The organism is Candidatus Mikella endobia (assembly GCF_900048045.1).
Taxonomy (GTDB): domain Bacteria; phylum Pseudomonadota; class Gammaproteobacteria; order Enterobacterales; family Enterobacteriaceae; genus Mikella; species Mikella endobia.
Genome location: NZ_LN999831.1, coordinates 133295 through 145921 on the forward strand (window position 1 = coordinate 133295; position 12627 = coordinate 145921).

The 12627-nt window shown below is 24.5% G+C and carries 12 protein-coding genes; 8 read left to right on the forward strand and 4 right to left on the reverse strand.

Translation table 11 applies throughout. The features are described from left to right. Positions 1 to 40 precede the first annotated feature (40 nt). The 6 genes from trpB (at position 41) to dsbB (ending at position 6121) form a co-directional block, all read left to right on the forward strand. Complete coding sequence (gene trpB, locus A4A67_RS00660; RefSeq protein WP_067569225.1) at positions 41 to 1231, forward strand: tryptophan synthase subunit beta; 1191 nt, start codon at positions 41 to 43, stop codon at positions 1229 to 1231. Further along, positions 1231 to 2037, forward strand: a complete 807-nt coding sequence (trpA, locus tag A4A67_RS00665) for a tryptophan synthase subunit alpha (protein WP_067569228.1) — start codon at positions 1231 to 1233, stop codon at positions 2035 to 2037. The genes trpB and trpA overlap by 1 nt, the downstream gene beginning before the upstream one ends. Positions 2038 to 2445: 408 nt before the next feature. Beyond that, complete coding sequence (cls, locus tag A4A67_RS00670) at positions 2446 to 3915, forward strand: cardiolipin synthase (protein ID WP_067569231.1); 1470 nt, start codon at positions 2446 to 2448, stop codon at positions 3913 to 3915. 205 nt (positions 3916 to 4120) lie between these two features. After that, positions 4121 to 4540 carry a histone-like nucleoid-structuring protein H-NS gene (gene hns / locus A4A67_RS00675; protein WP_067569234.1) on the forward strand — a complete coding sequence of 140 codons (420 nt, stop codon included), beginning with the start codon at positions 4121 to 4123 and terminating at the stop codon, positions 4538 to 4540. Positions 4541 to 4700: 160 nt separating this feature from the next. Further along, on the forward strand, positions 4701 to 5504 hold the full coding sequence (gene xthA, locus A4A67_RS00680) for an exodeoxyribonuclease III (RefSeq protein WP_067569237.1): 804 nt from the start codon (positions 4701 to 4703) through the stop codon (positions 5502 to 5504). Between the two features lie 86 nt (positions 5505 to 5590). Beyond that, a complete protein-coding gene (gene dsbB, locus A4A67_RS00685) occupies positions 5591 to 6121 on the forward strand; it encodes a disulfide bond formation protein DsbB (protein ID WP_067569240.1) in 531 nt (176 codons plus the stop codon). 95 nt (positions 6122 to 6216) lie between these two features. On the opposite strand, the gene tsaB is transcribed toward dsbB, so the two are convergent. The 3 genes from tsaB to dksA all read right to left on the reverse strand — a co-directional run bounded on the left by tsaB (position 6217) and on the right by dksA (position 9132). Further along, entirely contained in the window at positions 6217 to 6906 is a 690-nt protein-coding gene (tsaB, locus tag A4A67_RS00690) for a tRNA (adenosine(37)-N6)-threonylcarbamoyltransferase complex dimerization subunit type 1 TsaB (RefSeq protein ID WP_067569243.1), read from the reverse strand. A 367-nt stretch (positions 6907 to 7273) separates the two neighbouring features. After that, complete coding sequence (pcnB, locus tag A4A67_RS00695; RefSeq protein WP_067569246.1) at positions 7274 to 8497, reverse strand: polynucleotide adenylyltransferase PcnB; 1224 nt, start codon at positions 8495 to 8497, stop codon at positions 7274 to 7276. 182 nt (positions 8498 to 8679) lie between these two features. Beyond that, positions 8680 to 9132: an RNA polymerase-binding protein DksA gene (gene dksA, locus A4A67_RS00700; protein WP_067569251.1), complete on the reverse strand. Its 453-nt coding sequence runs from the start codon at positions 9130 to 9132 to the stop codon at positions 8680 to 8682. A 408-nt stretch (positions 9133 to 9540) separates the two neighbouring features. Here dksA and erpA point away from each other — a divergent pair, with 408 nt between their 5' ends. Together erpA and A4A67_RS00710 are read left to right on the forward strand one after the other, a co-directional pair. After that, the gene (gene erpA / locus A4A67_RS00705) at positions 9541 to 9885 is read left to right on the forward strand and encodes an iron-sulfur cluster insertion protein ErpA (RefSeq protein WP_067569254.1); all 345 of its coding nucleotides are present in this window, start codon (positions 9541 to 9543) and stop codon (positions 9883 to 9885) included. Between the two features lie 101 nt (positions 9886 to 9986). Next, positions 9987 to 11228, forward strand: coding sequence for a multifunctional CCA addition/repair protein (locus A4A67_RS00710; RefSeq protein WP_067569257.1), 1242 nt, complete (start codon positions 9987 to 9989; stop codon positions 11226 to 11228). A 328-nt stretch (positions 11229 to 11556) separates the two neighbouring features. Here A4A67_RS00710 and tsaD read toward each other — a convergent pair whose 3' ends face one another. Next, positions 11557 to 12573 carry a tRNA (adenosine(37)-N6)-threonylcarbamoyltransferase complex transferase subunit TsaD gene (gene tsaD, locus A4A67_RS00715; RefSeq protein ID WP_067569260.1) on the reverse strand — a complete coding sequence of 339 codons (1017 nt, stop codon included), beginning with the start codon at positions 12571 to 12573 and terminating at the stop codon, positions 11557 to 11559. Positions 12574 to 12627 lie beyond the last annotated feature (54 nt).

The window sequence follows — 12627 nt, forward strand, 5'->3', positions numbered from 1 at the left end:
TGTAATTAACTTTTTGAAAATAAAGAGAATTATAACCAATATGACAAAACTTAATCCATATTTTGGTGAATTTGGTGGTATGTATGTACCAGAAATATTAATTCCCGCGCTTCTGCAATTAGAAGAAGCATTTATAAATGCACAAAATGATTCTAAATTTCATATAGAATTTAAAAAGATGCTTACTAAATATGCTGGACGTCCAACTCCAATAACAAAGTGCCATAATTTAACTAGAGGTACTAATACTAAATTATATTTAAAAAGAGAAGATCTTCTTCATGGAGGGGCTCATAAAACAAATCAAGTATTAGGTCAAGCATTATTAGCTAAAAGTATGGGAAAAACAGAAATTATTGCTGAAACTGGAGCAGGTCAACATGGTGTAGCTTCTGCTTTATCTTCTGCACTTCTGCAATTAAAATGTCGTATTTATATGGGTGCTAAAGATATAGAACGTCAATCACCAAATGTATTTCGTATGAAATTGATGGGTGCTGAAGTTATTCCAGTATATGGAGGATCTTCAACTTTAAAAGATGCTTGTAATGAAGCATTACGAGATTGGTCTGAAAATTATGAAAAAGCACATTATATGTTAGGTACTGCTGCTGGTCCCCATCCATTTCCTACTATAGTAAGAGAATTTCAAAAAATTATAGGAGAAGAAACCAGAGTCCAAATGTATGAAGAAGAACATTGTTTACCAGATGCAATTATTGCATGTGTGGGAGGTGGTTCTAATGCTATTGGAATATTTTCTGAATTTATTAATGAACCCCAAGTTCGTTTAATAGGAGTAGAACCTGGAGGTTTAGGTATTGAAACAGGAAAACATGGAGCTTCTTTAAAGCATGGACGAACGGGAATTTATTTTGGTATGAAATCACCAATGTTACAATCATCTGAAGGACAAATTAAAGAATCTTATTCTATTTCTGCTGGTTTAGATTTTCCATCTGTTGGTCCTCAACATGCTTATCTCAATAGTATAGGACGAGCAGAATATGTATCTATAACTGATAATGAAGCCTTAGATACCTTTAAACTTCTTTCTAGATCCGAAGGAATTATACCTGCACTTGAATCTTCCCATGCACTTGCATATGCATTAAAAATGATTAAATTAGAACCAGATAAAAAACAAATTTTAGTAGTAAATTTATCTGGTCGCGGAGATAAAGATATTTTTACTGTTTATAACATTTTATCTTCACAAGGAAAAATATAATGGAACGATATACAAAATTATTTAATGAATTAATTATTCGTAAGGAAGGTGCTTTTGTTCCATTTGTGATATTAGGAGATCCTAATCCTATAATTTCTTTACAAATAATTGATACACTAATTAATGCTGGAGCTGATGCTCTTGAATTAGGTATTCCTTTTTCTGATCCTCTGGCAGATGGACCTACGATTCAAAAAGCTAATTTACGTGCATTTAATTCAGGAGTTACAATTAATTATTGTTTTGAAATGTTAGCTACTATTCGTAAAAAATATACATGGATACCTATTGGGTTATTAACCTATGCTAATTTAGTATTTAATCATGGATTAGATATTTTTTATTCTCTTTGTGCTAAAGTAGGTATTGACTCGGTACTGATAGCAGATGTACCTTTATTAGAAAGTTTTTTATTTAGAAACTATGCTCTTCAACATAAGATATCTCCTATTTTTATTTGTCCACCTAATGCTGATAATAAACTTTTAAAAAATATATCTTTATATAGTAGAGCATATATTTATTTAATTTCACGTTCTGGTGTTACTGGAAGTGAAAAAAGAGCTAATATACCATTAATTAAATTAATTAATACGTTACAAACATATAATGCAGCACCTATATTACAGGGTTTCGGAATTTCTGAACCAATACAAGTACGTACTTCATTACAATCTGGAATAACAGGTGTTATAGTTGGATCAGCAATAATTAATATTCTTGAAAAAAATTTAGAGAATATTCCTTTTATGTTGAAAACATTATTTAAATATGTTTTTGAAATGAAAGCTGCAACTTTTTTATGAAATAAATATTTATTAATATTTTATATTATATTGATTAACAATATTTAATAAAGCTTTTTATTTTTATTTAATTTATAAAAAATAAATTAAATTATATATTAATAATAAATAGTATTTTAACTATTAGTAATATAATTATTACTATAAATTCATACTATATATAATAATTATTAATTAATAAATTTTTATATATCTTTAATCTTTTTTATTCAAGTAAAAATTTACAATGTAAATTATATATATATAATTATATTTTATATATATATTAAACATTTAAATAAATTTAATTGAATATTTTTCTTAAAAAAGAAATTTTATGTTCAAATAATAATATTTATATTAATAAAAATTAATATTTTACGTTAAAAAGTATCAAATTATATATATAATTCAAGGAATTTATTACCTATGATTTTTATCATTACGCTTTGTATAATAATAAATTGGCTATCAATATTATGTTATTGGTTGTTAATTGCAGGCGTAACTTTACGGGTAATAATGAAACGTCGTGCAGTACCTGCTGCTATGTCTTGGTTATTAGTAATTTATATATTACCAATATTTGGTATTATAATATATTTATTATTCGGTGAATTTAATTTAGATAAAAATCGTAAACAACGTAGTAAAGCTATATGGCAATCTACTACTAAATGGATTGAAAATCTTAAAACATATCAATGTATTTTTGCTAGTCAAAATAGTGAATTAGCTAAATCTTTATTTAAATTATGTGAACATAGACAAGGTTTTAAGGGTATTAAAGTTAATAACATACAATTATTAACTAATACAGATGATGCATTTAAAATGCTAATTAATGATATTTATCAAGCAAAAAATAATATTGAAATAATTTTTTATATTTGGCAATCTGGGGGGTTAGTAGATAAAGTAACAGAAGCATTAATTATTGCAGCACGGCGTGGAGTATCTTGTAGGTTAATACTAGATTCTGCCGGAAGTATGAATTTTTTTCATAGTTCTTATCCATCAATAATGCGTGCTGCTGGAATTAATATAGTAGAAGCATTAAATGTAAATATTTTACATATATTTATACGTCGTATGGATTTACGACAACATCGTAAAATGATATTAATTGATAACTATATTGCATATACTGGAAGTATGAATATGGTAGATCCACATTTTTTTAAAAAAAATGTAGGTATTGGTCAATGGATAGATATTATGACACGTATGGAAGGACCTATAGCTACTGCTATGGGTATGATTTTTTCATGTGATTGGGAAATAGAAACTGGGGAACATATTTTACCACCTCCCCAAGATGTAAATCTTATACCATTTTCAACAAATTCAAAATATATTATTCAAATAATAGCTTCAGGTCCTGGTTTTCCTGAAGGATTTATCCATCAAGCATTGCTGATATCTATTTATGCAGCACGTAAAAAAATATTTATTACTACACCTTATTTAGTTCCCAGTGATGATTTACTTTATGCTCTTTGTACTGCAGCACAAAGAGGAGTAAAAGTGTATATTATAATTCCTCGTAATAATGATTCATTATTAGTAACTTGGGCTAGTAGAGCTTTTTTTACAGAACTTCTTGAAGCTGGTGTGCAAATATATCAATTCGAAAATGGTTTATTACATACAAAAAGTGTTTTAATAGATGAACAATTAAGTTTGATAGGTACAGTAAATTTAGATATGCGTAGTTTATGGTTAAATTTTGAAATAACATTAGTTATTGATGATATTAATTTTAGTAATGCTCTTTCAAAAATACAAAATAATTATCTTACACATTCAAGTATTATAGAGGCTAAAATATGGTCACAACGACCATATTGGCAACGTATTATTGAAAAATTATTTTATTTACTTAGTCCATTATTATAATAATTATATATATAAAATATATCTTTTATATTTAATTTAAAATTTTTAAAAAATTATTATAATTTATATTATATCTTATATTTTAAGATGAGATAAATTTCTTATATTTAATTTTACATTAATTATTAATTTAGTATTGCAGAAAAAAAATTAGCGTTTTACTATTAATGTAATTAATATTATAAATTTAATTGAGATTAAGTTAATGAGTGAAGCACTTAAAATTCTTAATAATATACGTACTTTACGAGCACAAACTAAAGAATGTACTTTAGAAACTTTAGAAGAAATGTTAGAAAAATTAGAAGTTATTATAAATGAAAGACGTGAAGAAAATAGTCAAGCTCAAGTTGAAATTAAAGAACGTACACGTAAGTTACAACAATATCGTGAAATGTTAATTGCTGATGGTATTGATCCAAATGAATTATTATTTACTACAAATTCTTCTAAAATTATAGGAAAAATTAAACGTATTGCTCGTCCCGCAAAATATCAATATATTGATAAAAATGGTAATTTAAAAACTTGGACCGGACAAGGTCGCACTCCATCAGTTATTAAAAATGCTATTAATAATAAAGATAAAATATTAGATGATTTTTTATTATTAAAAAATATATAAAATATTTTAAATAAAAATATTTTTTCTTAAATAAATAAAAAATTAACTATTAATAATTAATATTATTTTTAATAATTAAAAATAATTTTTATGAATTCAAAATATAAATTAATATTTATAATAAGAAATATTAATAGATAAAAATATAACTTTTATACAAATGAAATTTGTTTCTTTTAATATAAATGGACTACGTGCTAGAATACATCAACTTAAAGAAATTATTAATACATTAAACCCAGATGTAATAGGATTACAAGAAACAAAAGTTCATGATAATATGTTTCCTTTTAAAGAAATATTAAGTTATGGTTATAATGTTTATTATTATGGACAAAAAATTCATTATGGAGTAGCATTACTTAGCCGTAAAAAACCTTTTAATATTCGTCGGGGATTTTGTACTGATAATAATAAATCTCCCCGAAGAATTATTATGGCTGATTTTATTACATCTAAAGGTATATTAACTGTTATAAATGGATATTTTCCTAATGGAGAAAATAGAAATTCAAAAAAATTTTTAGAAAAAAAATATTTTTTTCGTAATTTACAATTATATATAGAACAAAATTATAATTATAAATCTTTACTTCTTATTATGGGAGATATAAATATTAGTTTTACTGATTTAGATATTGGTATTGATAAAAAAAGTTATATTAAATGGTTTAATACAGGAAAATGTTCATTTCTTTCTGAAGAAAGAACTTGGATGCAACGATTATTAGATTGGGGAATGATAGATACTTATCGTAAAATAAATCCTACTAATAATAAATATTATTCTTGGTTTGATTATCGTTCACATGCATTTTCTAAAAACTTAGGACTTCGCATTGATGTTTTACTAGCTTCATTAAAATTGGCAACAATGATTAAAAATACAGGAATAGATTATAATATTCGTGCTATGAATCATCCTTCAGATCATGCACCTGTTTGGACAGATTTTGATATTTAGAAATAAATTAATTATTTATTTTATAAAAATTATAAATTTTAAAAATTATCTAGATAATAGATATTAATATTAATTAAATAAAGTATATGATACATATAATATATCATTATTTTCAACGTAGAATAAGTTGGTTAGTATTAGCAATAATTACTTTAATCTTAGAAAGTATTGCACTATATATGCAATATATAATATTATTAAAACCATGTTTATTATGTATATATCAACGTTATACTTTATATGGATTATTAATTGCAAGTTTTATTGGTATCATTGCACCAAAAAATATAATGTTACGTTTGTCTAGCTTAATAATTTGGATTTATAGTTCTGTGCAAGGTTTATTTTTTGCCATAAAACATACTAATATGCAACTTAGTACCTCTAAAATTATTAATTGTGAATCTTTTACAAAGTATTCAAATTGGATACCATTAAATAAATTATTATCATCAATAATTACTATTAATAATAGTAATTATTGTAATATTCAACAATGGTATTTTGTTTCATTGAAATTGCCACCAATAATGATTATTATTTTTAGTTTTTATTTAATAATCGCTATTCTAATTTTAGGTATAGAATGTATTTCTTATTATAAAAAGAATTTTTAATAATTAAGAATGAGATATATCAAATATAATTATAAACTATATGTAAAAATTAATTTTATAAAAATTCTTTAAAGAAATTATTATTGAATATAAATTTATTTTTTCCATGATATATATTGTAAATAATGAGGTTTAATTAATGTTATTGGCTTAAAGTTACCAACTTTATAGTAATTAAGTGCTAATGGTAATATATCCTGTGCATTAGGTAATAAAATTTTTCCATTTATAAAATGTAAATTTTTATTTTTAATAGAATTTAACTTAATAAGTTTCCATCCTGTACCAGCAATAGCCCAACATCCTTGAAAATTATTTAGATGAGTTTTAAATTTTAAAATTTCTGTAAATTTTTCCAATTTATTTCCCATCCAAATACCTGATTCTTTACGTTGATAAGGTGCCCAATATACTTTTTGCATATGTACATTGATAGCTGTTAATATATTACTAATATTAGTATGGCGCCAAGCTCCTTCAGCTAGAATTTCTAAAGAAGAAACTCCAATAATTGGTAAATTTGCTCCTAAAGCTAATCCTTGTATAATACCAATACTAATACGTATACCTGTAAAATTACCTGGTCCATAATTAAATGCTAAAGCATTAATATTTTTTAATGTAATACCTGCTTTAGATAATAATTTATCTATCATAGGTAGAATATGTTGTGTATGTTTTTTAGGTGCTATAATAAAATTATTAAATATAATATTTTTATTAAGCATTAAAGCAACAGAACACGCTTCAGTAGTAGTATCAATAGCTAAAATTCTAATAGACATAATTAATAATTATTAATAAATAATAATATTATTATTATAGTTATATTTTTATTAAAACAATAATATTTATATATATATTATAATAAATTAAATGAAATTCATAATTTAAAATTAAAGATAATTCAATTTTTAATAAATTAAAATAAATAAATATTTTATATAAATAATAATATTAATTATAAATTAATATTTATTAAAATAATTAAACTTTCTCTATTTACTTTTATAAATAGAAATAATTTTCTAATTTAAATATTTAATCAATTCATTTTTATAAATATTTTTTAAATAATTAATTAATTTTATTTTAATATATGATTAGTAGAATTGTTTATTGATAATTTTATTGTAATTATATAAAATATTTTTATAACTTACTAAGTTGTTGAACTTCAATATTATTTGCTACTTTAGCACGTAAATTTAAAAAATCATAATCAATATAAAATTTTGGATGTTCTATTAAATTAGAATTGTTTTTACTTGAATAGTAATTCATACTTAATTGAAGTTTCCATATTTCTTTGATGTAAAAAATTATTTTTTTTGGAATTGCTAAAGTATGACATTGTTTATTAATAATATTATTTATTGATAGAAAAAAAGCATTAGAATAAGATATTTTTTTTTCAAAAATTAATTTTTTTGTATCTTCTAACAAAGGATACCATAGTATAGCTGCAAATAAAAAAGCAGGATTAACTTTTATATTTTTCTGTAATTGTTGATCAATATGACATAATTCTTTATTTATTATTAATTCAATATAACTTTCATTAGAATTAGTAATATGATTCCTTATTAAAGGAAAAATTAATTGAAATATTTTGTATTTTCGTAATAATTTGTAAGTAGCTTTACCATATCCTCCATATAGAAGTTTAAGTGTTTCTTCAAATAAACGTGTTGGAGCGACGTTATTTAATAAGATAGATAATCTGAAAATAGGTTCTTCAGTTTCATAGCTAATAGTCATATTTAACTTAGCAGCAAAACGTATAGCACGTAGCATTCTTACAGGATCTTCTCGATAACGAGTTTCTGGATCTCCAATCAAACGAATAGTACCTTGTTGTAAATCTTTTATTCCTTCTGTATAATCACGTAATGAAAAATCAACTATATTATAATATATACTATTAATCGAAAAATCTCGACGTTGTGCATCTTCTTCAATAGACCCAAAGATATTATCTTGTAAAAGCATACCATGCTTGCTAATAATAGAAGTATCTTTTATGTTTTTGTTTGATTCAAATGTGAAATTATTACCTCTAAATGTTGCAACTTCAATAATTTCTGAAAAAAAAATAATCCTAGCTAGACGAAACCGTCGACCCACTAATATACAATTACGAAATAGTTTTCGCATTTTTTCTGGTGTTGCATTAGTTGTTATATCAAAGTCTTTAGGTTGTTTACCCAATAACATATCACGAATGCTACCGCCAACTAAATAAGCTTCATATCCTGCTTTTTTTAAACTATAAAGTACTTTTAAAGTATTGTTACTAATTTTTTTGCGAGAAATAGAATGTTTAGTACGTGGAATAATTTTTAATTGATAGTAATTTTTTAGTGTATTTTCCATTATGTCATAATTAAATTATTTATAAAATAAAAAACTATAAATTATAAAATATAAATATGTTTCTAATTATTTTAGTTTAAAAAATTTATAATTATAAATTTTAAATAATATTTACTTAAATAAATATTGAATAAATTTTAATTAGTTAATTATTAATTTTTATAAAGTTATGTAATAAATACTTACATAGCTATCTGTTTTTTACGAATTTCATCCATAGTTTTACAGTCAATACATAAATTAGCTGTAGGACGTGCTTCTAAACGTCGAATACCAATTTCTACTCCACATAAATCACAAAAACCAAAACTATTATCTTCTATTTTTTTAAGTGTTTTTTCAATTTTTGTAATAAGTTTATGTTCTCGATCACGATGACGTAGTTGAAAATTAAATTCTTCTTCTTGTACAGCACGATCTATTGGATCAGGATAATTAGTAGCTTCATCCTGTTGCATATTGGAAACAGTACGACCTATTTCCATTCTAAGTTGATGACGCCAGGATTCAAGAATACGTTTAAAATGAATAAGTTGTGTTTTATTCATATATTTTTCACCAAATTTTGGTTGATATGCTTCAACTCCAGCATTATTAAGAATACTTAAAAAAGATTTTTTGTTATTTTCTGGCATTTTATTCTCCTTTATAAAAGATACAAATCTACACTAATTAATGCTATTAATAATATTTAATAAATTATAGATAATTTTAATTTTATAATTAAATTTAAATATATTATTTAATATAATTATTATTTTTATTAAAAATTTTTTAATATTAATTATAAAATAATTTTAAATAATAATATTGAGATTAAATCAATTAATTTATTCTACTAATTTTATATTTATTATTTTAAAATGATTAATAATGATTGAATATATATTTATATTCTACTGTGAATATTAATTCAATATAAATATAATATGTTAATAACTAATATATTATATGTAACTTTAAAATTCTTAGATAGTTAAAAACTATTTAATAAAACTAATCACCCAAATTAAATTTTAGATAAATAATATGAGAATATAATTATGAGTAATAAAGAAATATTTCCATTACAATTTAATGATTCAGCAGTAAATCAAGTTAAAAAGATTATCGCTAATGAAAATAATCCTCATCTAAAATTAAGAGTATATATTATAGGAGGTGGTTGTAATGGTTTCCAATATGGTTTTACTCTTGATGAAAAAATAAATAAAAAAGATATAGTTATTAAAAAACAAGGTGTCTCTTTGCTTATTGACAATATAAGCCTATTATATCTTGCAGGTAGTTCAGTAGATTATAGCGAAAGTATAGAAGGATCTAGTTTTAGAATTATTAATCTTAAAACTAAAAATACATGCAGTTGTGGATTATCATTTAATATTTGAAAGAAATATATTTCTCATATAGAAAATTAATTTTTTAAAAATTATTTCTAAATTTAGAAAATTTTTATAAAAAATAAAACTGATGTTACTAGGAGATAAATTTGAAAAAATATCTAGTTGGTGGAGCTGTACGTGACAGTATATTAAAAATTCCAGTAACAGAAAGGGATTGGGTTGTAGTTGGTACAACACCCCAAGAAATGATAGCACAAGGTTATAAACAAGTAGGTAAAGACTTTCCAGTTTTTTTACATCCTAATAGCCACGAAGAATATGCATTAGCTCGTACAGAGCGTAAATCAGGAGGTCAAGGACATAAAAGTTTTATCTGTTATTCTTCTCCAGAAGTTACATTAGAGGAAGATTTACGTCGTCGTGACCTGACTATTAATGCTATTGCTCGCGATGAGGATGGGAATTTAATTGATCCTTATCAAGGATATAAAGATATTTGTCAACGATGTTTACGTCATGTTTCTGATGCTTTTATTGAAGATCCTTTACGAGTATTGCGGGTTACTCGTTTTGCTGCAAGTTTAGCACATTTAAATTTTCGTATTGCTCCTGAAACATTATTGCTTATGCAGCATATGACTGATAAACTATTATTATTAACTCCTGAGCGGGTATGGAAAGAAACTTATAGAGCTCTATCTACTCGTAATCCTCAAGTTTATTTTAAAATATTGCGTGAATGTGGTGCCTTAAAAATATTATTTCCAGAAATAGATGCTTTATTTGGAATTCCATCAATAGAAAAATGGCATCCAGAGATAGATACAGGAATTCATACTTTAATGACTGTTTCTATGGCAGCAAAATTATCTAATGATATAGCAGTACGTTTCTCCATGCTTTGTCACGATATTGGCAAAGCCATTACTCCTCGAGAACAATGGCCTTATCATCATGAACATGGTTTCATAGGTAGTAAGTTAGTAGAAGAACTATGTCAACGTTTAAAAGTACCAAAATTATTACGTAATTTAGCAAAAATTATAACTCAATATAATGAGTTACTCTACAACGCTTATATTTTAACACCCAAAAAATTAATAAAATTATTTAATGCTATTAATGTTTGGCGTAAATCAGAACGTTTAGAACAAATTATTATTGCTAATGAAGCAAATTTTCGGGGTCATATTGGATTTGAAAATAATACTTATCCTCAAAGAGACTTCTTACGTGAAGCGTTACGTGTAGCATCTTCGGTAACTGCACATGATATCATTAAGAAAGGATTTATTGGGGTACAAATTAGTAATGAATTAAATAAGCAACGTCGGTTAGCACTATTAAAATGGAAAAAAAATATTAATATTCATCTTATAGATAGATAAAAATTTTTTAAAAAGATATCTAATCTAAATAAATATTTAATCAATAAGGTATTGTTACCTAAACAATAATTATAAAAAATAAATAATAATATAGATTATTTATTATATTATTTTAAATATAATTGTAAAAAATCATTTTATAATAATTAATATTTATTAATTATATCACTGTCACCAATTTTTTAATTAAAAATATTTTAAATATTGTTATTTTATAATATATACATACATAACTAACAAATAACTATTAATACTATTTAAACTGTTTAATTTGAAACATTCATTTTAATGAATTATAATTTCTTAAAAGAATTTTTACCAAAGAATGTTAATCTAATATAGATAATTCTTCTAATGTCCAATGAGGACGAACTAATATCGATAAATCTGATTTATTATCATTTTTAAATCGTATCATACCTGTATAAGCAATCATGGCGCCATTATCTGTGCATAATTCAGGACGAGCAAAAAATATTTTTCCTCCTCGTTGTTGTAACATTTTATTTAAGTGATAACGTAGAGATTTATTAGCACTAACACCACCAGCTATCACTAACCTATTGAATCCAGTTAGATCAAGAGCACGTCGGCATTTTATCATTAAAGTTTCCACAATTGCATCTTCAAATGCTCGTGCAATATCAGAACGTGTTTGTAAATCATTTTTATTAGTAAGAATTGTTTTTGCAACAAAAGTTTTGAGACCAGAGAAACTAAATTCAAGTCCAGGTTTATTAGTCATGGGACGGGGAAAAATATATCTACCAGGTACTCCTTTTTGTGCTAAGCGTGCTAACCTTGCCCCACCAGGATAATCTAATCCTAAAAGTTTAGCTATTTTATCGAATGCTTCACCTACAGCATCATCAAGAGAGTCTCCTATAATTTTATATCTTCCAATACTTGTTACCGAAATAAGTTGTGTATGACTACCAGAAATTAGCAAAGCAACAAAAGGAAATTTTGGGGGATTTATTTCTAACATAGGAGTTAATAAATGTCCCTCCATATGGTGAACAGCAATAGCTGGGATTTGCAAAGAATAAGCAAGTGCACGACCAATAGTAGCCCCAACCATTAATGCACCTACTAATCCAGGACCTGCAGTATAAGCTATACCGTTAAGATCAGATCCTTGCATATTAGCTTGTGTTAACGCTGCTTGAATTAACGGTAATGTTTTTAGAATATGATTTCTAGAAGCTAATTCTGGTACAACACCGCCATAATTTGCATGCAATTTTACTTGACTATAAAGTTTATTAACTAATAAACCTAGTTTTTTATCGTAAATAGCTACACCAGTTTCATCACATGATGTTTCAATACCTAATATACGCATATATACATACATGATTATTTTATGTAATAAATACAAATTATTATATTTAAAACA

Excerpts from the sequence above, each read along its gene's own strand:
- tsaD (WP_067569260.1), bottom strand. The coding sequence starts at position 12,573 with ATGCGTATATTAGGTATTGAAACATCATGTGATGAAACTGGTGTAGCT.
- tsaB (WP_067569243.1), bottom strand. The coding sequence starts at position 6,906 with ATGTCTATTAGAATTTTAGCTATTGATACTACTACTGAAGCGTGTTCT.
- xthA (WP_067569237.1), top strand. The coding sequence starts at position 4,701 with ATGAAATTTGTTTCTTTTAATATAAATGGACTACGTGCTAGAATACAT.
- pcnB (WP_067569246.1), bottom strand. The coding sequence starts at position 8,497 with ATGGAAAATACACTAAAAAATTACTATCAATTAAAAATTATTCCACGT.
- dksA (WP_067569251.1), bottom strand. The coding sequence starts at position 9,132 with ATGCCAGAAAATAACAAAAAATCTTTTTTAAGTATTCTTAATAATGCT.
- dsbB (WP_067569240.1), top strand. The coding sequence starts at position 5,591 with ATGATACATATAATATATCATTATTTTCAACGTAGAATAAGTTGGTTA.
- cls (WP_067569231.1), top strand. The coding sequence starts at position 2,446 with ATGATTTTTATCATTACGCTTTGTATAATAATAAATTGGCTATCAATA.
- erpA (WP_067569254.1), top strand. The coding sequence starts at position 9,541 with ATGAGTAATAAAGAAATATTTCCATTACAATTTAATGATTCAGCAGTA.
- hns (WP_067569234.1), top strand. The coding sequence starts at position 4,121 with ATGAGTGAAGCACTTAAAATTCTTAATAATATACGTACTTTACGAGCA.
- trpA (WP_067569228.1), top strand. The coding sequence starts at position 1,231 with ATGGAACGATATACAAAATTATTTAATGAATTAATTATTCGTAAGGAA.
- trpB (WP_067569225.1), top strand. The coding sequence starts at position 41 with ATGACAAAACTTAATCCATATTTTGGTGAATTTGGTGGTATGTATGTA.